The organism is Thauera mechernichensis (assembly GCF_029588855.1).
Lineage (GTDB): Bacteria > Pseudomonadota > Gammaproteobacteria > Burkholderiales > Rhodocyclaceae > Thauera > Thauera mechernichensis.
In genome coordinates this window covers 96281-116625 of record NZ_JARQZE010000010.1, presented here as the reverse complement: position 1 = coordinate 116625, position 20345 = coordinate 96281, and the positions used below count along the sequence as shown (strand labels likewise).

Annotated in this window: 21 protein-coding genes and 1 riboswitch; of the genes, 5 read left to right on the top strand and 16 right to left on the bottom strand. The window is 64.1% G+C overall.

Annotated features, from left to right (window positions below):
- Positions 1–138: 138 nt before the first annotated feature.
- From P7F68_RS14010 to gmd, 4 genes are all read right to left on the bottom strand, one after another.
- Positions 139–1323 carry a Wzz/FepE/Etk N-terminal domain-containing protein gene (locus tag P7F68_RS14010; RefSeq protein ID WP_277834025.1) on the bottom strand — a complete coding sequence of 395 codons (1185 nt, stop codon included), beginning with the start codon at positions 1321–1323 and terminating at the stop codon, positions 139–141.
- Positions 1324–1408: 85 nt separating this feature from the next.
- Positions 1409–2668 carry an O-antigen ligase family protein gene (locus P7F68_RS14005; protein WP_277834023.1) on the bottom strand — a complete coding sequence of 420 codons (1260 nt, stop codon included), beginning with the start codon at positions 2666–2668 and terminating at the stop codon, positions 1409–1411.
- An 18-nt stretch (positions 2669–2686) separates the two neighbouring features.
- Positions 2687–3655 (bottom strand): GDP-L-fucose synthase, encoded by a 969-nt coding sequence (fcl, locus tag P7F68_RS14000; RefSeq protein ID WP_277834021.1) that lies wholly within the window; start codon positions 3653–3655, stop codon positions 2687–2689.
- 37 nt (positions 3656–3692) lie between these two features.
- Positions 3693–4826 (bottom strand): GDP-mannose 4,6-dehydratase, encoded by a 1134-nt coding sequence (gene gmd / locus P7F68_RS13995; protein ID WP_002942614.1) that lies wholly within the window; start codon positions 4824–4826, stop codon positions 3693–3695.
- A 142-nt stretch (positions 4827–4968) separates the two neighbouring features.
- On the opposite strand from gmd, the gene P7F68_RS13990 reads away from it, so the two are divergent.
- Together P7F68_RS13990 and P7F68_RS13985 are read left to right on the top strand one after the other, a co-directional pair.
- On the top strand, positions 4969–5973 hold the full coding sequence (locus P7F68_RS13990) for a glycosyltransferase family 10 domain-containing protein (RefSeq protein ID WP_277834019.1): 1005 nt from the start codon (positions 4969–4971) through the stop codon (positions 5971–5973).
- 56 nt (positions 5974–6029) lie between these two features.
- Complete coding sequence (locus P7F68_RS13985) at positions 6030–6902, top strand: alpha-1,2-fucosyltransferase (protein ID WP_083491484.1); 873 nt, start codon at positions 6030–6032, stop codon at positions 6900–6902.
- Between the two features lie 44 nt (positions 6903–6946).
- Here the strand turns inward: P7F68_RS13985 and P7F68_RS13980 are convergent, their stop codons facing one another.
- The 12 genes from P7F68_RS13980 to cobU all read right to left on the bottom strand — a co-directional run bounded on the left by P7F68_RS13980 (position 6947) and on the right by cobU (position 16021).
- Complete coding sequence (locus tag P7F68_RS13980; RefSeq protein WP_277834015.1) at positions 6947–7999, bottom strand: glycosyltransferase family 10 domain-containing protein; 1053 nt, start codon at positions 7997–7999, stop codon at positions 6947–6949.
- A gap of 30 nt (positions 8000–8029) precedes the next feature.
- Complete coding sequence (locus P7F68_RS13975) at positions 8030–8854, bottom strand: glycosyltransferase family 25 protein (RefSeq protein WP_002942635.1); 825 nt, start codon at positions 8852–8854, stop codon at positions 8030–8032.
- Complete coding sequence (locus tag P7F68_RS13970) at positions 8851–9621, bottom strand: hypothetical protein (RefSeq protein WP_277834013.1); 771 nt, start codon at positions 9619–9621, stop codon at positions 8851–8853. The genes P7F68_RS13975 and P7F68_RS13970 overlap by 4 nt, the downstream gene beginning before the upstream one ends.
- Complete coding sequence (locus P7F68_RS13965) at positions 9618–10787, bottom strand: glycosyltransferase family 4 protein (protein WP_002942639.1); 1170 nt, start codon at positions 10785–10787, stop codon at positions 9618–9620. Before P7F68_RS13965 ends, P7F68_RS13970 begins: the two co-directional genes overlap by 4 nt.
- Before the next feature lie 7 nt (positions 10788–10794).
- Positions 10795–11115, bottom strand: a complete 321-nt coding sequence (locus tag P7F68_RS13960; RefSeq protein ID WP_002942641.1) for a type II toxin-antitoxin system YafQ family toxin — start codon at positions 11113–11115, stop codon at positions 10795–10797.
- Positions 11093–11365, bottom strand: a complete 273-nt coding sequence (locus P7F68_RS13955; protein ID WP_198291823.1) for a type II toxin-antitoxin system RelB/DinJ family antitoxin — start codon at positions 11363–11365, stop codon at positions 11093–11095. Before P7F68_RS13955 ends, P7F68_RS13960 begins: the two co-directional genes overlap by 23 nt.
- 87 nt (positions 11366–11452) lie before the next feature.
- Positions 11453–12046, bottom strand: a complete 594-nt coding sequence (locus P7F68_RS13950) for a Uma2 family endonuclease (RefSeq protein WP_277834007.1) — start codon at positions 12044–12046, stop codon at positions 11453–11455.
- A gap of 57 nt (positions 12047–12103) precedes the next feature.
- Entirely contained in the window at positions 12104–13006 is a 903-nt protein-coding gene (locus P7F68_RS13945) for a mitochondrial fission ELM1 family protein (protein ID WP_277834005.1), read from the bottom strand.
- A gap of 12 nt (positions 13007–13018) precedes the next feature.
- Positions 13019–13573: an alpha-ribazole phosphatase family protein gene (cobC, locus tag P7F68_RS13940; RefSeq protein WP_277834004.1), complete on the bottom strand. Its 555-nt coding sequence runs from the start codon at positions 13571–13573 to the stop codon at positions 13019–13021.
- Between the two features lie 8 nt (positions 13574–13581).
- On the bottom strand, positions 13582–14364 hold the full coding sequence (locus P7F68_RS13935; RefSeq protein WP_002942652.1) for an adenosylcobinamide-GDP ribazoletransferase: 783 nt from the start codon (positions 14362–14364) through the stop codon (positions 13582–13584).
- A gap of 6 nt (positions 14365–14370) precedes the next feature.
- Positions 14371–15417 (bottom strand): nicotinate-nucleotide--dimethylbenzimidazole phosphoribosyltransferase, encoded by a 1047-nt coding sequence (gene cobT / locus P7F68_RS13930; RefSeq protein ID WP_002942661.1) that lies wholly within the window; start codon positions 15415–15417, stop codon positions 14371–14373.
- Between the two features lie 55 nt (positions 15418–15472).
- Positions 15473–16021: a bifunctional adenosylcobinamide kinase/adenosylcobinamide-phosphate guanylyltransferase gene (gene cobU, locus P7F68_RS13925; protein WP_277834000.1), complete on the bottom strand. Its 549-nt coding sequence runs from the start codon at positions 16019–16021 to the stop codon at positions 15473–15475.
- 92 nt (positions 16022–16113) lie between these two features.
- Positions 16114–16347: riboswitch (cobalamin riboswitch) on the top strand.
- A 140-nt stretch (positions 16348–16487) separates the two neighbouring features.
- Here cobU and P7F68_RS13920 point away from each other — a divergent pair.
- The 3 genes from P7F68_RS13920 to P7F68_RS13910 are packed head-to-tail and all read left to right on the top strand — an operon-like array spanning position 16488 to position 20138.
- Positions 16488–18317, top strand: a complete 1830-nt coding sequence (locus P7F68_RS13920) for a TonB-dependent receptor domain-containing protein (protein WP_277833998.1) — start codon at positions 16488–16490, stop codon at positions 18315–18317.
- A gap of 31 nt (positions 18318–18348) precedes the next feature.
- Positions 18349–19335 (top strand): FecCD family ABC transporter permease, encoded by a 987-nt coding sequence (locus P7F68_RS13915; protein WP_002942667.1) that lies wholly within the window; start codon positions 18349–18351, stop codon positions 19333–19335.
- Complete coding sequence (locus P7F68_RS13910; RefSeq protein WP_002942672.1) at positions 19332–20138, top strand: ABC transporter ATP-binding protein; 807 nt, start codon at positions 19332–19334, stop codon at positions 20136–20138. Before P7F68_RS13915 ends, P7F68_RS13910 begins: the two co-directional genes overlap by 4 nt.
- Positions 20139–20345: the final 207 nt, after the last annotated feature.

Genomic DNA, 20345 nt, shown 5'->3' with positions numbered 1-20345 from the left:
GGAAGTAGGTTCCTTACATCCCTCCTCGGTTACCGGAGCTTGTGATTGGTTTCGTGCAAGCGATGGGGGTAGGGCGGTCCCTGATCCTTTCGTTATGTTCATGCGACCTGTGAGGTCAGGCTCCGCGCCTGTTCTGCATCAATCGCTTCCGTTGCTGCCGGTGTCGTCCCTCTTCCACCACGCCCTCACCAGTGCGCCGAAGATCCCCAGCATGCCGCCCAGCAGTCCGCCCAGCACCAGGCCAAGCGCCATACCCGGTTTGCGCTCCTTGATCTCCGTGCCGTCAGGCGAGGCGACAAAGCGCATCGCGCGCAGGTAGGTGTTGGTCCAGTTCGCTCGCTCTACGTCGAGTTCGTTCCAGGTCTGTTCGACGATGTCGACCGACTTGTCCTGGTCCTGGAAAATTGCGGTCTGGATGTTTGCGAGGCCCTCAAGGAAAGCGGGCCCCGTAGTGGGTTGCTGAAGGGCCTGCTGTGCTTGGCAGTAATAGTCGCGCTTGAGCGCACTGGCAACGCGTTCCCGCTCACGACGTACTTCGGCCAGCTTCATGTCGGCGATCTGGATCTCGGCTGCGACAAGCTGCGCGGCTGGAGAGAGGAAGCGCTCGCTGCCCTTCTCCAGCGAGACGATCTGGCGGTTGTCGCTCACTGCCGCCTCGGGGTTGCGGGCGATGATGTCGCGCAGGGTTGCGACTCGGCGTTCTTCCTGGGTGATGGCGAAGTCGTTGGTGAGTTGGGCGTTCCTCAACTCCTGCTCGCGTGTGCGAAAGTCGGCACAGCGGGCGAGCATCGTGCCCTCGAAATTAACTCTTATGAGGGTGTCTCGCACATACTCGGCCAGCAGGGCGACAGGGGGACCGTTGGTTGGCTCCTTGTGCTTGAACTGGATACGGACGCCGATCATGGCCCCGGGTTCGTCGTTCTCGGTAACCTTGACGCCAAACGTCTTCTGGTCCTTGTCGGTGAAGGCGAATTCCGGCTTGAGCGTGTCACGTAGTGCATCCTGATTGTCGGCGAGCTCGTACAGCATGGCCCCGTAGGGGGTACTTACCTGATTGGTGCTGCGCAGATACTGCTGCAAGCGCGGTCCGTTGGAAAACACCACCTCGAAGCGCTTGTAGTTGGCTGCCGATACGCCGGGGGTCATGAACAGCCCATCAGTGACGTACTTGGTCGAGATGAGGCTCGCGCCCACGCCGAGGATCGCTCCGAGGACGCCGGTGCCGACGATGAGGTTCTTCTGTCGCCAGAGCGTTTTTACAAGTTGGCGCAGGTCGATCTCGTCGTCGTCGTATGGCTGTTGGGAAGGCTGGGGGATTTGCATGGTGCTCGGAGAATGCGGAAACTGGGATTATCTCACCCCATTGCCGCGATTATGAATTCAACGAAAGTAGTACTCCAAAATCATGTCATTGGAGTTTTTGAGGCTCAGGCGACCCCGCCGGCAAAGGGTTGGCCGGCATGGCCCTGGCTGTACTAGTGAAAGGGCTGATTGCCCAACAGGCATGGACTGCGATCAGAACCCACAAGCCTTGGTAAAGGGAGGATGTGAGAAGGGTGTAGTCGACCATCCCCGCCGCGAGGAGCGTCACGAGCATCGCCAGCGGACCGCGAACTGCTTCATCGCGCCTCGTGATCAGCCCCCAAAGCAGGCGCAATGTGCTGTACAGCCAGCCCAGTACGGCAAACACGCCGACGCTTACTCCCATGTCTAGCAGTACATTGTGGGTTCCGGTCCTCCAGCGATTGCCCTCCAGGAACGGGAAGGTGCCCACACCCCAGCCGAACCAGGGCGCCTCGCGCCACTTTGCAATGGCAAGCTCGAGCAGGGCGCGGCGCGTAACGTCGCTCCCTGCTCGCTGGAAGTCGATGATCTCGAGGGCCTCTGCAGCCCAGACTGATGCGGCAATGGAGACCAGTAGCGCGAGATGTCGGACGTTGGTGTAAGCAACCAGGCAGAGGAGGCCCGCAAGCGTGCCGATGAGGCTTCCTCTTGAGCCTGTGGCCCAGAGTATGGGTAGGGCAAGGATGATCAGCAGCCAGGGCCAGGGGCTGGCGTGTCTCGCACGCAAGAGTGCAGCAGACAGTACGATGCCGAGAGCCATGAACAGGCCGAGTGCGTTAGGGTGGTATACGGCGCCCGAGATGCGATGATTCCAATTCGGTGCAGTGCCGGCCGACCAGTGGTTGTACAGGTCGTAGTAGCCGGACAGGATCACTGCCGCCACGGTGATCATGCTGAGCGTTACTGCGAACCGTACGCTGAGCCAGCCACGCTCCAGCATTACAGCCCAAGCCAATCCGAGCAGCAGGATACGCGCCACGGCTTTCACAGCCTCAGCGAAACTGGGCTCTACTGTGAGGGGGGCGAAGTAATGCCAAGCGGTGGCGACAAGGACTGGTATGAGCCAGGGCAGCGTCGTCCCCAGATAGAGCCGTGCCGGCGCTGCGCGCAGTTCGCTTTGCTTGGCGCTGATCAAGCTTGCAGCAAGCAGCACCGCTGCGATGTGTACCGTAGCGAGCTTGAAGGGCAGGCTGAGAATGAACAGCGCTGCGAGCAGCTTGACGGCGTGAGCCTGCCAAGCGGTCGGTGGAGAGATCTGCACGGGCGTGACGGACGGGAAAGCCCGGATTATGTCACCCGAGTCCGTTGCGAAGGAATTGGACAAATGTAATAGATTCGCTCCTCAGACCCTGGCGGCGCCGAGATGAGCCAGGAACCACGTGTAGGTTTCGTTGAGGCCGCGCTTCAAAGAGGTGCGCGCCTGCCACCCCAGTCTCGCCAGCCGGCCGACATCCATCAGCTTGCGCGGCGTCCCATCCGGCTTGGTGGTGTCGAACACCAGCCTGCCCTCGTAACCGATCACCTCTACGAGCGTCTCGGCCAGTTCCCGAATGGTTACGTCCGTTCCCGTGCCCACATTGATGTGCGAGCGCATCGGCTCGGTCTCGCTCGCGTAGCGCTCCTGCGAGATGTTCTGCAGATGCACCACGGCTTCGGCCAGGTCGTCCACATGCAGAAACTCCCGCATCGGTGTGCCGCTGCCCCAGATCACTACCTCGGGCGCGTTGGCCAGCTTGGCTTCGTGGATGCGCCGCATCAGCGCGGGGATGACGTGGCTGTTCTCGGGGTGGAAGTTGTCGCCCGGGCCGTAGAGGTTGGTAGGCATGGCGCTGCGGTAGTCGCGCCCGTACTGGCGGTTGTAGCTCTCGCACAGCTTGATGCCGGCGATCTTGGCGATCGCGTAGGGCTCGTTGGTCGGTTCGAGCAGGCCAGTGAGCAGCGCCTCTTCCTTCATCGGCTGCTGGGCGAGCTTGGGGTAGATGCACGAAGAGCCGAGAAACATCAGCCTGTGCACGTCGTGAGTGTGAGCGGCGTGGATGATGTTGGCCTCGATCATCAGGTTCTGGTGGATGAACTCGGCCGGGTAGGTGTTGTTGGCATGGATGCCGCCGACCTTGGCCGCGGCCAGATAGACCTGGTCGATGCGATGGGCGGCGAAGAAGGCATTGACCGCGTGTTGGTTGGTGAGGTCGAGCGCGTCGCGGCCGGCGGTGAGGATGTTGGCGTAGCCAAGCGCCTGTAGCCGGCGCACGATAGCCGAGCCGACCATGCCGCGATGGCCGGCGACGAAGATGGTGTCGGTGAGGTTCATTCTGTAAGAGCGGCGCAAGCCGCGATGTTCGAGTCGATCAATTTTCAACAGCCACCGGCACATCGTGCCCATGCGCCTTCAGGAACGCATGCCGCTGCGCCACCTTGAGATCTTCGGCGACCATTTCCGCGCACATCTCCTGCACGGTGATCTCCGGTGTCCACCCTAGCTTTTCCTTGGCCTTGGCGGGATCGCCGAGCAGGGTCTCGACCTCCGCGGGGCGGAAGTAGCGTGGATCGACGCGCACGATGACGTCGCCCACCTTCAGCGCAGGGGCTCTCAGTTCGCTCCCCTCGCCGTCGATGTGCTCGACCACCGCGTGCTCTTCTACGCCCTTGCCCTCGAAGCGCAGCGTGATGCCCAGCTCCGCCGCCGACCAGCGGATGAACTCGCGTACCGAATACTGCACGCCGGTGGCAATCACGAAGTCTTCCGGTTGGTCCTGCTGCAGCATCATCCACTGCATGCGCACGTAGTCCTTGGCATGGCCCCAGTCGCGCAGTGCGTCCATGTTGCCCATGTACAGGCAGTCTTCCAGGCCCTGTGCGATGTTGGCGAGACCGCGAGTGATCTTGCGGGTGACGAAGGTTTCGCCGCGGCGCGGGCTTTCGTGGTTGAACAGGATGCCGTTGCAGGCATACATGCCGTAGGCCTCGCGGTAGTTCACCGTGATCCAGTAGGCGTAGAGCTTGGCCACCGCGTAGGGGCTGCGCGGGTAGAAGGGGGTGGTCTCCTTCTGCGGGATCTCCTGCACCAGGCCGTAGAGCTCGGAGGTGGAGGCCTGGTAGAAGCGCGTCTTCTTGTCCAGGCCGAGCAGACGGATGGCCTCGAGCAGGCGCAGCGTGCCCATGGCGTCGACGTCGGCGGTGTACTCGGGCGACTCGAAGCTCACCGCTACGTGCGACTGCGCCCCGAGGTTGTAGACCTCGTCGGGTTGCACCTGCTGCAGGATGCGGGTGAGGTTGGACGAGTCGGTGAGGTCGCCGTAGTGCAGGACCATGCGCGGGTTGGGGGTGTGCGGATCCTGGTAGATGTGGTCGATGCGCTGCGTGTTGAAGCTCGAGGCGCGGCGCTTGATGCCGTGGACTTCGTAGCCTTTGGCGAGCAGGAACTCGGCGAGGTAGGAGCCGTCCTGGCCCGTGATGCCGGTGATGAGGGCTGTCTTGGTCATGGGGAGGGGAGCGTGACGGTTGGCTTGCGCGGAAGCGGGCTGGCGCGTGCGTTACAATCCGGCCCGAGAACGTGTGACAGGCCGCGATTATCCCACGCTCCTGTCAACGCCACAAAACCACGGCCTTGGGGCAGCTGTATCGATGAGTGAATCGACCGATCGCGGGGCAGATCTTGTCCTGCGCCTGAATATGGACATCGCCCCGGCCAGCCTGAACTTGCTGAGTCCGGGAGGCCGCATGCGCTGGGGGCGTTGGAAGCTCGAGCTCAACCCGCCGCCGGGTGGTCGGGCCGATTTTTCGGTCGTTCTGGCCAACGCAAGGCCCTATGACAAATTCCGCTGCGCACCGCAGAACACGCTGTTCATTGCGGGCGAGCCGCTGGAAAAGAAGCTCTACGCGCAGGGTTTCTATAAGCAGTTCGGGCACATACTCGACACCCACCCGATGTCTCGCCATCCCGGCTTGATTCTGGGGGCGCCCGGGCTCAATTGGCATGTTGGGCTCGACTTGCAGACACGCACTTACCGCTTCGGCTACGACCATCTCAAGGCTTTGCCGCGCCCTGCAAAGGACAACCGTATCGCGGTCGTATGCTCGAGTGCCAACTTCACGCCCGGGCAACGGCACCGCTTGGCCTTGCTGGATTTTCTGAAGCAGCGCCTTGGCGACCGGATTGTTCACTTCGGCAGGGGATTTCAACCTGTGGATGACAAGATGGACGCGATTCTGCCTTATCGATTCCATCTGGTACTCGAGAATACTCAGGCGCCGAACTACTGGACCGAGAAGTTGGCCGATGCTTATCTGGGGTGGGCATTTCCCGTGTATCTCGGGTGTCCGAATCTGGATGAGTTCTTCGCGCAAGAAGCGTTCTGCGCGATTGACGGCGACGATTTCGAGTCGGCAGCGGTTCGCATAGAGAGATTGCTGGATGCCCCTGAGACAACGGATGAGGTGACCGCAGTCGCAGGTGCGCGCAATCGGGTGCTGGATGAGTACAACCCCTTTGCCTGGGCCGCGCATTGGGCCGATGCCCTTTACCGGCCTGTATCCGAGTCCGATGTGGTAGTCCGGATTCACAAGGCGTTCCGACCGTTTCCGCGTGGCTTGATTTACCGGCTTCGCCATGCGCTTGGCGGCATGTAGGCCGAGAAGGTTTCGATGATCTTTGCAGCAGGAATGTTCGGGTGGGTTGCCTTGCGATGACGGATCGTGTGCTGATTGCTATCGTGAAAGGAGGGCTGGGTAATCAGCTTTTCATTTACGCCACAGCCAGGGCGCTGGCGCTGAAGACGGGTCGGAGTTTGTATCTGGACGCAGTTCGCGGATACGTGGCCGATGATTTCGGTAGAAGCTATCGACTGAATCGTTTTGGGATCGACGCAGCGTTAATGCCGGAGTCGTGGAGAGTGGCGCCAGATTTGCGGCACCCTCGTGCGAAGTTGATCAGGGCGCTGAATAAGTTTATTCCAAAGAAATGGCGCTTCTATGTGGCAGAGCGGAGTGATACGCGACCCGGTGAGCTCCTGAAGCATGGGTGTAAAGCCAAGCGTGTGACGCTTCTCGGGTACTGGCAAGACGAAGCCTATTTTACCGATTGCGCCTCCCGTTTGCGCGAGGAGCTTTGCCCGCCGACGCCTGATTCTAGCGCGGTTCGTGCGCGTGGCGAACGCTTCAGAGGCGTCGAGTCGGTGTTTCTCCATGTCCGGAGACATCGATACTCCCCACTATTGGATGTGGGCTACTATCAAAAGGCGGTTGATAAGGCTTGTGCTGAATTGCTCAATCCCGTATTCGTCATTTTTGGCGACGACATCGAGTGGGTCGTCAATAATGTCGACTTCCGTGGTGCTAGCTATGAGCCCCAAGATTATGACGGTGGTGACGAACTCACGGACCTTTGGCTGATGACTCGTTGCCGTCATGCGATTATTGCGAACAGCTCCTTCAGTTGGTGGGCTGCTTGGCTCGGGGGCGCGGCTGGTTCGGAGCGCCGCGTATGGGCGCCCAGTCGATCCGGACTGCCGCTGAAGCGTGCCGAAGGCTGGGAGCCTGTCGAGGCAGAGCCCGCGTAAGCTCAGCCGGTTCTCACGGTTCTCGACTGGGCATGGGCTGCATATCAGAGTCTTGCTCTACTCAGCTGCTTTTCGATCAAGTACCGCAAGGCATTTATTGGATTCTTGTTGACTCTTCGTCGGCTCTTGATCGTTGCGGAGCGTGAGACGAGGCTTGATCTCGAAGGTGTATGGTGCTCATTCACGAGTCTCGCAATGGTTGCGATAGTGCCATATTTTTCGAGAACGAGATTTCTGCTCTCAAGGATGGCAGGTAGCCTTTTCTCGTACCAATTTTCGCGGATCGCCTGCTCCAGGAGCTTGGCTGTGCCCTCGGGGTCGGTTATATCGATAAGGACAAAGCTCTCCGATGGGAAGTAGTCGTGAAGGTTCGTGCAGCCGTAGTAGAACGGCAGACAGGCGCCAAGAAATGCATCCGCGAGTTTTTCGGTCCAGTGATGGGGGCCAGAAAAATTCTCGATAGCGAGGTGATAACGGTAGTCGTCAAGTGCATCTGCTTTGTCGATGAGCGGCCTTACGCCGTGGCCGTAAATGTCGATTGAGGGCAGCTTCGCCTTGAGTGCCTGGGTGAAGTCGTAGCGCGCTCGGTGCAGGGTGTTGCCTTGTCGCTTGGACGAGCAGACGGTCGAGACATCCAAGGTTTTCTCTGTCGGAACGTGACTGACGAGTGTGTCGTAATCGCAGCGAGGGGGCGTGTCTGCATAGAACCAGATCAGCGCGGGTTGCTCGAATATCTGACCGGGGTGATGGCCCAAGGCCCAGCTTTCCTGTGACGACAGAATCCACTGATATTGCTTGAGATAAGCTCTGCCGTAGATCTTGATTGAAGAGGGCTCTGTTGTGATCAGCAGTGTGTTGCGCGGGTCGCAGGCGAGACGCTCTTCCCATAAGGGGTGCCGCTCGCCTGCGATTGAGGGCAGGTCATCATATACAACCAGCCAATCGTATTCCTGACAGTGGCGGTCAAATATGAACGTGCAGTTTCCCCAGTGCTGAAAATTGCCAGGGAACATTTTTAGCCAGCCTTCACCGTCGTGGCCGGGTTTGTACTTGCTGAGGAACTTGATGCGGATTTCCGCGCAGGGTGTTAACGCCATCTTTGGCAATCTGTGCTCGCTTGCAGGTTATCAAAAGCCGCGACGTCGTTTGACCCATCCGCGGCCTGCATCGTAAATGCCCTCCAGTGCGAACAGACTGCGTCGCAGCGCGCGTCCGATGGCATAGGATAGCGCGGTGGATCCCGGTTGCGGCAGGGCAATCAGATGGAGATTCTCGTAACTACGCCCCGTTATGTCGGAGATGCCGTCCCTCTGGGTGACGATTGACGTGCTGATAGCTAGTACAGTCAGCGTCTTGGACAGGGTGCGTGCATACCAGCGGTCAATCGCGCGGTTGCGGGTAAGCCATTTCCAGATGGTGCGCTCAGTGGGAAGTTTGGCCAGTAGGGTGGAGTAGGCGCTTTCGTTGACGATATAGGCATGTGCTGCATTACACCCATAGATTTCGCATAGCTCATAGTGCTTTGGGAGTTGTAAGCGCTTCATGAATGGTCCGATGGGGTCTGTGTAGCCGAGATAGCAGATGTCCCATTGGAGCGTATCCAGGGCTTGTTCAATTGGGGTGAGTAGGTCGTCGAAGTCAGGCTCAAGCTGGATGTCGTCTTCGAGGACAAGTACTCTTTTCCAGCTGTTTCTCGACGCATGCTCGATTGCTGAGCGGTGCGAAAGCGCGCAGCCGGCGCGGCCCGCCCAGGTCTTGTCGCGCTTGTGACCGTGGAAGAAGGGTTTCTCTCCAAAGCCAGGAAGGGCGACGCCCTTCACTGCGGACAAGCGTGTGGGTACCAGAGGGCGTAGTCGATCTGCGGCCTGATCCAGGAAGCTCTGCCACCGATCGGTGCGCTCGTCGAGGTTGATGACCAAGACGCCGTCGGCAAGGCGCGATGCAGCGCTCATCCCTGTTCACTCCAGTACTTTGACAGCCATGGGGCAGCTCGGATGTAATGGTGCGGCTTTCCGTCGGAGTAGCCAGTGATCGCCTCTGCTGGGTCAGGTCGCCCATGAAAGACCAGAATCCGGCAGTCTGGCGCAACTTTTGGAGTGACGAACAGATTCAGTGGGAAGATGGGGCGGCAGTTCCACTTGTAGCTCTGCACCCACTCTTCGGGCCACCAGTTCACCTTCTTCATTGCGTGGGTGAGGAAGGCTTGCTCAGTGTTGAATATACGACGGTCTTCTGCGTGCGCCATTTCGCGCAGAAAGGTCTCATACACCTCGTTAGATTTCCCCGCATCGAAGCGGAAAACCGACGAGTTGCCCACCGCAGGGCGACGGCCGAGCAGCTCTTTGCGGCGGCTCACCCAGTTGTGGATGATGCAGTACTCGCCCGGCTTGTAGTCGAAGAAACAATCGAGCTTGCCCATGATGATTAGGTCAACATCCATGAACAGGGTTGGGCCCTGCAGGTTGCCAAAGCCGTCTTGAAGCACCATGAGCTTGACGAGGATGTCGGGCCAGCCGCGCTTGACGCCCGGATTTTCTGGAAACGGGATAATGCGGATAGCGGGGTCGAGGCCTGTAGGGTCGTCGGTGCAGCAGTGGAAAAGAAAGGGGCGGTCCAGGTTTCTCGAAACCGAACGGTAGAGGGTATTGACGTAGTGCGCGCCGTAGCGTGTGCCCCATTTGAGGCAGAGGATGTTCACCGGGTCTGGGCGAGTGGTCACGAGCAGTCGCTTCCTTTGTTGTCTCTGGGCTGTCTTGGATATCCGGTCAGGCTTGAGTATAGCGACAGGGTCGCCGATTGCATTTCGTCCAGCAGGTAACGGTAACTGGGGCCAACCGTGGCGTTCAGTCCGGTAAGTGCGTGTTTGATGCTGCGGGCAGCGCCCTCCACGTCCCCCTTCGCCACCGCCCCCTGCGGAAACAGCTCCGCCAGAATTTCCGCCACCCCCCCGTGCGCATACCCCACCACCGGCCGCCCCATCGCCAGCGGCTCGAGCACCGTGCGCCCGAACGACTCCGGTGTGCTCGACAGGCTCAGCACGCAGTCCGAGATCGCATAGATTTCGCGGACGTCGCTTCGATGCCCGGTAAACACGATGCGCTCACCCAGCCCTTCGGCCTGCACGCGCTCGCGGATTTCCTTCGCGTAGCCGGGCCGCTTCGGGTCATCGCCGCCGACGATCAGCCCGACCACGTCCAGTCCGTCCGCGACCAATTTGCCGGTGAGGGTGATGAAGTCGTGATGTCCCTTCAGCCGCGTGAGCCGCCCCGGCAGCGTCAGCACCTTGCGCTGGCCGATCCGGGGGAACTCGGCGTGGAAGCGCACCAGCCACTCTGAAGATGGCTGGTAGTCGCGTGGAAACTCCGCCGGGTCGATGCCGCGCGGGATCACCGTGATGCGGTCATCTGTGAGATGCGGCCAGCGCGCCGGCGGGTAATGCGTGCGGATGTAGTCGCGCACCGTGTCGCTGACCGCGATCACGCGCTCGCCAGCGCACATGATGGCGCTGTATCGGCTCACCGAGTGCATGCCGTGCACCGTGGTGACGAAGTGCGGTCGGGCGCTTTCCGGCATGCCCCGCCAGGCGAGCCAGGCCACCCAGGCGGGCAGGCGCGAGCGCGCATGCACGATGTCGAAATGCTCGACCTCGAAAAGCCTGCGCAGCGCGCGGTACTGCAGGAAGGTGGTCGGCGATTTGCGCCCGAGGTCGAGCATGATGTGGCGCGAGCCCTCGCGCTGCAGCGGCTCGACCAGCCGCCCGCCCTTGGACAGCACCACTGATTCATGCCCGGCCGCGACCAGCGCGCGTGCGATCTCCAGCGTGCCGCGCTCGACGCCGCCGCTGTCGAGCGCAGGGAGCAGTTGCAGGACCTTGAGGGGCTTCATTTACGCTTCAACCCTCGAAGAGGTCCGTGTGCGTGCCGGTGCGGACGAAGGTGATCTGCTTTTCGTCGGCGGTGTAGATGAGCAGGAAGTCGCCGCCAACGTGGCATTCGCGGTGATCGGCCCAGTTGCCCTTGAGCGGGTGGTCGAACCACTCGGGGCCGAGCGGGGCGTCGTTGGCAACGAGCAACAGCATGACCTCCTTGAGCCGCTTGAGGTCGAAACGGCCGGAGCGGCTGAGTCGTTCCCAGTCCTTGTGGAAGGCTTTGCTGAAATCTGCCGCGCGCGGCAGCGATGCCCGCTTGGTTTTAGCGGGCTTTTTCGAGCGCATCGAACAGGGCGTCGGTCGATTCGAAACGTGCCTGGCGCGCCTTCATCATGGCGCGTGCCTCTTCCATGGCGGCGCGCGTTTCGGCGTTGGGGACCTTGAGCTCGAGGGGAAAGGCCTGGTCGTTGACGACGCGCTTCAGGAAGATGCGCACGGCGTCCGACATCGACAGGCCCATGGCGGCCAGCGCCTCGGTGGCCTGGGTCTTGGTGTCGTCGTCGACGCGGATGTGGAGCATTGAACTCTGTGCCATGGCTTCCTCGTTTGCTGTGTGCGGATTATGTATCGCATATGAGATGCGATCAAGGCGCGTGGTTCCTTTCCGAGGGGGTCCGTGGCCTCAGTATTCCGGCTTTGGCAGCCTGGCCACGAGCGCATCCCACGCGATCGACACGCCGGGCAGCACGCCGATGGGGGTTTCGTCCTTCAGCTCGTAGATCTCCGGACGGCCGTACTGGCTGTTTTCGAGCACATAGACCGTCAGCGTGCGGTCGCCCGGATGGACCAGCCAGTATTCGCGCACGCCGGCGCGCTCGTAGGTGCGGCGTTTGGCGATCTGGTCGTGGGCGGCCGTGCTGGGGGAGAGCACCTCAAGCAGCCAGTCGGGCGCACCACGTATGCCGCGGCGGTCGATCTTGGCCGGGTCGCACACCACCAGCACGTCGGGCTGGACCACGGTGTCGATGGCGTCGTCGGCCTCGTCCTTGCGCGGCAGGCGGACGTCGACCGGGGCGATGTAGGGGCGGCAGGGCTGGCCGTCGAGCTGGCTGCGAAGCTGGTAATAGACGTCGCCCGCGACTTCCTGATGCTCGATGAGCGGCGCGGGCGCCATCAGGAAAGCTTCGCCGTCGATGAGCTCGTAGCGCGCGTCGTCCGGCCACTTGAGGTAGTCGGCGTAGGTGTGGTGCTTTTCCTCTTTCAGTGCGAGACCCATGGCGGTGCCCCTGGCGGGTTGCGACGATGTCCGTATTCTAGGCGATCGTGCCGCGCGCTATTGCGGCCATCGAGACAGGACCGCGTCCGCGACGCGGTCGGCCTCGCGCAGAGGCGTTGGCGGCGTGTGCAGCCGGCCCTCACGCTGCCAGCCCGCGAAAGGCGTAACGAAACCCTCCTGCTGCAGCTGCGCCACCCCGGCCGTGATTCGCGTCTCGCCCAGCCGCGGCACCGCGAGCAGGCCGGTGGCGGCGCCGGCGGTCAGGCTCTCGTACACCATGGATACGCTGTCTTCCGTCACCCAGGACTGGGCACTGCGCGCCACCTGCGCCATCGCCCAGCCGGGCGGGGTGTCGGCCACCGGCCGCACGTCGACCCCGCGTTCGCGCAGGGTGAGCAGGGCGGCTTCCGTTTCGGCCGGCGTGCGCCGCGAGGTGGTGAGGGTCCACCGCATACCGGGCGTGGCGGCGAGGATGGCGTCGATCTGGGTGAGCAGGCCGGGGGTGTTCCAGCCGTGGTGTTTCGATGGACCGCCAATCAGGAACAGACCCGTGTCGGCCTCGCGCTCGGCGCTGGGACGGGCGGTGTTGAGCACGCCGCGGGTGGCGAGGACATTGGTGCGGGCGGGCGGCTTGTCGTGCTGCGGGATCACGCACAGATCGAACCAGCCCAACGGCAGGCTGGGCCGCATCAGCGCGACCAGCTTGCCGCCGCGTGCGCGCCGGGCGGCGAGGCCGGCGAGGTGGGTGCGGTGGCCGGCGACGAGGATCAGGTCCGGGGCGGGCAGGTCTGCGCCGGCTGGGAAGCGGCCGCTCAGCCAGTGCCACAACGCGCTGCGACCCGCCGGTGCTTCGATCCAGTGCGCGTCGATCGCCACGCGCGCAGCCAGCGCCTGCGCCAGCCCCTGCAGCTGGCTGCGGTGGCCGGGCTTGTTGTCGGTGATGAGCCAGAGGGTGAGCATGTCAGGGCGACCTCAGCGGTTGAACCACTTCAACACCACCCCCCAACGCTCGACGTCGATCCGCGTCACCTGCCCGCAGCCGAAGTCGAGCCCGATCCAGCGTTCGGGCGGCATGCCCAGCAGGTGCCCGGCGATTGCGCGCAGCGGCCCGCCATGGGCCACCACGACGAGTCCATCTTCACCATTTCCGGCTCCGGTCACCTCCTCCAGCCACGTCAGTACCCGTGCCGCCATCTCGCGCGGCGACTCGCCGCCCGGTGCGCGAAAGCCGAGCGGGTCCGCTGCCCAGTCGTCGATCGCGCTACCGATGTCGGCGAAGCTGCGGCCCTCCCAGTCACCGAAGTGGATCTCCTTGAGGCGGTCATCCTCGCGCGGCGTGCCGAGCGCTTCGGCGAGCAGGCGTGCGCGCGCGAGCGGGCTTGTGTGCAGGGCGAAGGTTTCGGGCAGCAGCGGGCGCAGGCGCTCGGCGACGGTGGCCGGGCATTCGGCAAGGCCAAGGTCGGTCTGGCCATAGCAGATGCCGGGCGCGACAGCGGGACGGGGGTGGCGGATGAGATGGAGTTGCACCGGAAGGCTCAGCGTAGGGCTGGACTGAGGGTGGTCGTGACGATGCCCACATAGCAGGCAAGCTCGGTCACCTGCTGCACGGCGCCGAGCAGGTCGCCGGTGTGCCCGCCCAGACGGCGCAGGCAGAGGCGGGCGAGCCATACGGTGAGGAGCGCCGCCAGGCTCAGCGCAGCCAGCGCCGGCAGCGGTGCGAGCAGCACCAGGGCGGGCAGCAGGCCACAGGCGGCGGCGATGGCGAGGTCGTTGCGGCCGAGGCGGCGCACCACCGCAGCCGCCTTGCTGCCATCGTCGCTGCGCGCGTAGGGCAGGGCGTGCAGCACCGCCGTGGCGGCCAGGCGTGACAGCGCGTGGGCCACGAACAGGGCAATCGCAGCGGCAGCGGGGCTGGCGCTAGCCAGCTCGATCAGGGCCGCAGCCTTGGCGAGCAGCATCAGCACCAGGCCGATGGCGCCATAGCTGCCGATGCGCGAGTCCTTCATGATCGCCAGGATCTGCGCCTTGTCCCAGCCGCCGCCGAGACCGTCGCAGCTGTCGGCGAAGCCGTCTTCGTGGAAGGCGCCGGTAAGGCGGATCGTCACTGCCATGGACAGGATCACCGCCAGGCTGGCCGGGAGGAACTGGGCGAACAGCAGCAGGCTTGCCGCACCTGCGCCACCCACCACCCAGCCCACCAGCGGCAGCCAGCGTGCGGCGTGGGTGAGGCGCTCCGGTGCCCACGCCACCCAGCCCGGCACCGGGATGCGGGTGAAGTAGCCGAGGGCGATGCAGAACAGTTCGAGCTGCGTGCGCATCGGGCTTCAGCTCTGGTCGCTGACGCCAGCCGACTCGAAGCTCGCCATTTCGTTGAGGAAGTTGACCGCCGCCTGCACCAGCGGGAAGGCGAGCGCTGCGCCAGTGCCCTCGCCCAGGCGCAGGTCGAGCTCCATCAGAGGCTCGACCTGCAGGAAGTCGAGCTGCACGCGGTGCCCCGGCTCCTGCGATCGGTGGGCGAACACGCAGTAGGCGAGGATGCGCGGATCGATGGCGTAGGCGACAAGCAATGCCGAGGTGACGATGAAGCCGTCGATCAGCAGCAGCATGCGCTTTTCGGCCGCGCCGAGCATGGCGCCGGCCATCATCGCGATCTCAAAGCCACCGTACTCGGCCAGCACTGCCAGCGGATCGCTCGGCCGGCCGCCGCGCTCGAGCGCTTGCGCCAGCAGGCTGCGCTTGCGGAAAAGGCCGGCGTCATCCAGCCCGGTGCCGCGGCCGGTGACGTTGTAGAGCTCGGCGTCGTGGTCGGCGCCCACCAGGCAATGGGTGATCAGGGACGCCGAGGCGGTGTTGCCGATCCCCATTTCGCCGAAGCCGATGCAGTTGCAGCCGTTGCCGGCGAGTGCATGGGCGATGCCGCGCCCACGCTCGAGGGCGGCATCGCGCTGCGCCGGCGTCATCGCCGGGCGGTCGATGTAGCTCGCCGTTCCGGGGCCGATCTTGGCGTCGATCAGGCCTGGGCGCTTGCCGAACTCATGATTCACGCCTGCGTCGACCACGCTCAGCCCCAGCCCCATCTGGCGGCTGAAGACGTTGATCGCGGCCCCACCGGCGAGGAAGTTCTCCACCATCTGCCAGGTCACGTCCTGCGGGTAGGCCGATACCCCGGCGCGTGCCGCGCCATGGTCGCCGGCAAAGACGACGATGTGCGGTTGGTGCAGCTCGGGGGCAGGCGTCTGCTGCACCAGTGCGATCTGCAGCGCGAGCGCCTCGAGCCGCCCGAGCGCGCCCACTGGCTTGGTCTTGCGGTCGATCTTGTGCTGGATGGCGGCGCTGAGCAGGGTGTCGGGCTGGGAGAGCTGGAAGTTCATGATTTACGGATGCCGGGTCGCGGGCCTGCCGGATGCAGACGGAATGAGCGCGAGTTTAGCCGTCCTTGAGCACCAGCGGCAGCCCCGCAGCGACGAACACCACGCGTGGGCACGCTGCCGCAACCGCTTGGTTGAGTCGGCCAGCCTCGTCGCGGAAGAACCGGCCAAGCGCGGTCTCGGGGACCAGCCCCAGGCCGACTTCGTTGGCGACGAGGATGATGTGCCCCGGCAGGGTCGGCAGCACGGCCAGCAATGCGTCGCGCTCGCGACGGAAGGCAGGCAAGTCTTCGGCGCTCGCGCCCGGGGGCAGGTGGTGGGCATCGGTGAGCAGGTTGCTCAGCCACAGCGTCAGGCAGTCGACCACCAGGCAGTGCCCGGGGGCGGAGGCCTCGCGCAGCGTGTCCGCGAGCGCAATCGGCGCCTCCACCGTGCGCCAGCCGGCGGGGCGGTCGGCCTGGTGGCGCCGGATGCGCGCAGCCATCTCCGCATCCAGCGCCTCGGCGGTGGCGATCACCGTCACCGCCAGCCCCGACGCCGCCGCCCGGCGCTCGGCCTCGCGGCTCTTGCCGGAGCGGGCGCCACCGAGGATCAGTTCGCATGTCATTGTTCTGGCGGGTCCTTGTGTAGGGAACGTCTGTATCTTATTGCAGTGCACGATACCGCCCCGTACGGTATCATCCGCGCCGACTGCCCCGGAAGGGGCAACGCGTTATCGGTGCCCACGGGCGTTTCTCGCCCAGGGTTAAACGGGAAACAGGTGCGCGGCCCCTCGCAAACGAGGCCGCAATGCCTGTGCTGCCCCCGCAACGGTAAGTGCGCGCAAGGTGGGTCATGCAGCCACTGGGTCCTCGACCCGGGAAGGCGATCCATCCGTCCGGCTCAGCCGGCACAGCGCACGAGCCCGGAGACCGGCCGGAGCGCGAAATGGCGGATGTGCCGCGGGGTGGCGGCGACGGGCGTGGTGGTTTCTCTTTCTGCTCTCTTCGGTTCTACCTGGGTCGCGGTGCGTCCATGTGCTGGATGGCTTGTCGCATGCGGGGACGCATTGCGCAGCTCAGGGAGTCTTTTCGATGAATCTGCGTTATTCCCAACTTGGCCTCTGTATTGGCGGCCTGGCGTCGGCAGTCCTTGCCGTGCCGGTCTACGCTCAGGAGCACATTGCACCGACGGTTGTCGTTACCGCAACGCGTCAGCCGGTCAAGGCCAACGAACTGCTCGCCGACGTCACCGTGATCGATCGCGCCCAGATCGAGCGCGCCGCGGCATCCAACGTCGTCGATCTGCTTAGCCGTCAGCCCGGTGTCCAGTTTGCCCGCAATGGTGGTCCCGGCGCATCGGTCAGCCTCTACCTGCGGGGCACGAAACCGGATCAGACCAAGATTCTGGTCGACGGTGTCCCGTTCAACTCCACGGCCTTGTCGGGTTCGTCGCTGCAGTACCTGTCGCTCAACAACGTAGAGCGTATCGAGATCGTCCGTGGGGCCGCGAGTGCGATCTACGGTGCGGACGCCATTGGCGGAGTGATCAACATCATCACCCGCACGGCTGAGCCCGGGCTGCGCCTGGACGGATATGCCGGTGCTGGCAGTCGGGATACGCGTCAGGGCGATCTGGCAGTGTCGGGCGGGGATGAGCGGTGGCGCTTCCGCCTTCACGTCAACTCGCTGAACACCGATGGCTTTTCGTCCCGCAGGGGCGCCAGCAATCGCGATGCGGATGACGATCGTTACCGCAACGAGGGCTATGGTGGTGCGCTGTCCTTCCATCCTGCCGAGGGGCACGAAGTGGGCGTTTCCTTCCTTGAACAGTCGGGAACGGTGCAATACGACAGCTTTGGCGGTAGCGGCAACTTCGATGACCGTGCGAGCTTCAAGACCTCGGTATTCAACGCATTCGTCCGTAACCGCCTGACCTCGTCGTGGTCCAGTCGCCTGTCGTATGGGCGCACCGACGAGGATCGTGCGGACTACAGCGAGCCCGCGCCCTGGGATCCTTTGGGCATCACCCGGCGGGAGAGCACCAATGAGACCTTGAGTTGGCAGAACGACATCGCGCTGCCGATCGGGACGGGACTTGTCGTGGTCGAACGCTTCGAGCAGGTGGCGCGCCCGCGCGAGACCTTCGCCGAGGGAAATGTGCAGATCGACTCTCTTGGCCTGGGCTGGACTGCCGATCTGGGGCCACATAGCTGGCAGGCAAATGTCCGCCACGATGACCATAGCCGCTACGGGGACAAGCTTACCGGCGGGGTGTCCTACGGCTATCAGCTTGCGCCCGACTTGCGTGCAAGCGCAGGCGTCAGCAAGGCATTCAAGAGTCCGAGCCTTGACCAACTCTACAACGTCTCCTATGGCAATCCGGACCTGAAGCCGGAAAATGCGCTTAATCGCGAACTGGGGCTGACCTGGGCAAGCGGTAACCAGCTGGTTTCCGCGACCTATTTCATCAACACGATCGAGGACATGATCGGCTGGAGCGGCGGCTACGCGAACGTAGACAAGGCCAGGATCCGTGGCCTCACGCTCGCCTATGCGCTCAACGTCGATGGTTGGGACTTCGCAGCCAACGCGGACTTCCTCGATGCAAAGGACCGCACGACCGGGTTCCGGCTGGGGCGGCGTGCCAAGCAGTCGATGAATGTCTCTGCCACGCGAACGATTGGGGCATGGACGCTTGGTGGGGAGTGGGCGCTGGTCGGGTCGCGGTACGACACCAACTTCGAAACCAACCGGCTCGGCGGCTACGGACTCGTTAACCTGACCGCACGCTATGCAATCGATCGCGACTGGTCAGTCGAGGCGCGCGCAGACAATGTGTTCGACAAGCAGTATGAGACGGCGCGTGGCTATGGAACACCGGGTGCTGGCGTGTTCATCGGTGTGCGCTATGCGCCGCGCTGAGTCCTGAAGTCGCGCATTCGGGGGCCCGGCCATGTCATGTCGTCGCCGGCACGTGCTTTCGCTGATCGCGCTTGCAGCGCTGGGCTGCGGCGCATTGTTCGCAGCGCTGGTGGCGGGTGAGATTCCGATGGGGCTTGCAGATGTTGCTGCCGCTTTGAGTGGCGCGCAGCATCTGCAGGCCGCCATCATCCTCGAGCTCCGCCTCCCGCGCGCCGTCGCGGCGTTCGTCAGTGGCGGCCTCCTCGCCACCGCGGGCGCGCTCATGCAGGTGCTGCTGCGCAACCCGCTTGCCGACCCCTACATCCTTGGCATCTCGGGTGGGGCGGCGGTGGGGGCGCTGGGAGCAATCACGCTCGGGGCAGCGGCGTTCTGGATCGATGCGATGGCCTTTGCCGGTGCGCTCACGGCGATGCTGGTGGTGTTCGGCCTGGCGCACGGCGACGGCAGCTGGACGCAGACGCGGCTGTTGCTCACCGGCGTCATCGTCGCAGCCGGCTGTGGCGCGGCGGTGTCGATGATGCTGGCGCTGGCATCGGATACGCGGGTGATGCCGATGCTGTTCTGGATGATGGGCGACGCCAGCGCGGCGGCGCGGCCGTGGCCGGCAGTGGTCGTGCTGGTACTGGCGCTGCTGGCGGTGATGCCGTTCGCGCGCGATCTGAACGTGCTCGCGCGTGGCGAGCTTACGGCGCGTGCGCTCGGCGTGCGCGTGCAACGGCTGCGCATCGTGCTCTACGTGCTGGCCTCGCTGCTTACCGCCACCGCGGTCACGCTGGTTGGCTCGGTGGGTTTCGTTGGCCTCATCGTGCCGCACCTGGTGCGGCTCGTCCTCGGCAATGACCAGCGCGTGCTCATCCCCGCGGCGGCGCTGGTGGGCGGCACCCTGCTCACCCTGGCCGACACCGCGGCGCGCACCATGCTGGCGCCGCAGCAACTGCCGGTGGGCGTGCTCACTGCGATGATCGGCGTGCCGGTGTTCCTGTTCCTGCTTTCGCGCAGTCCGCGCAGCAGCACATGAACGCTGCTCGCCGCCTGCCCGTCGATGCCGCGCCCTTGCTCGAGGCCGAACGCCTCGCACTGCAGGTGGGAGAGCGCTGGCTGTGTTGCGAGTTCAGCCTGAGCCTGGCCGCGGGCGAGTGCCTGGTGCTGCTCGGGCCCAATGGCGCTGGCAAGACCACGCTGTTGCATACGCTCGCCGGCCTGCGCGAGCCCACGGTGGGGCAGGTGCGCCTGGGCGGCCTGCCGTATGCGGCGTGGCCTGCACTCGAGGCCGCGCGCTATCGCGGTCTGCTCGCCCAGCAGCAGCCCGACCCCTTCGCCGCCGGTGTGCTTGAGACCGTGCTGGTGGGGCGCCACCCGCACCTCGGGCGCTGGGGCTGGGAGGGCGCGGAGGATGTTGCGATCGCGCGCCGGACGCTGGCCGAGGTGGGGCTGGCGGGCTTCGAGCAGCGCGCGGTGCATACGCTGTCGGGCGGCGAGCGCCAGCGCGTGGCGATCGCCGCACTGCTGACGCAGGCGCCGCGGCTGTTCCTGCTCGACGAGCCGCTCAACCACCTCGACCTGCACCACCAGATCGCCACACTCGAGCTGTTCCAGCGCCTGGTGCGCGAGCCTGGAACGGGGCGCGGCAGCGTGATGGTGCTGCACGACATCAACCTTGCTGCACGCTATGCCGACCACATCATCCTGCTCGATGGCCGCGGTGGAGTGATTGCCGGGGACCGCGACACTGTGCTGCGTGCCGACCTGCTTGGCCAGGCTTTTGGTCACCCGTTGCGCCGCATCGAGCACGAAGGGCGGGTGGTGTTCCTGCCGGACTGAGGTGCCCCGGCGAGTGAAGCCGTTGAAGCTGATGCAGAGGCCGAGCGCGTCTGCCCGGATGCGCGCCACAGAAGGCGCCTTAGCCTGTGGCCGAGCGTGCATTGCGCGTCGTAAGGACGTACGCTCTCGCCCTCTGGACGCGACCTGGCACGCCGGGCTGCGTCATCGACATGAAGCTGGACGCATTTGACCTCGCCGCAGGGGTGA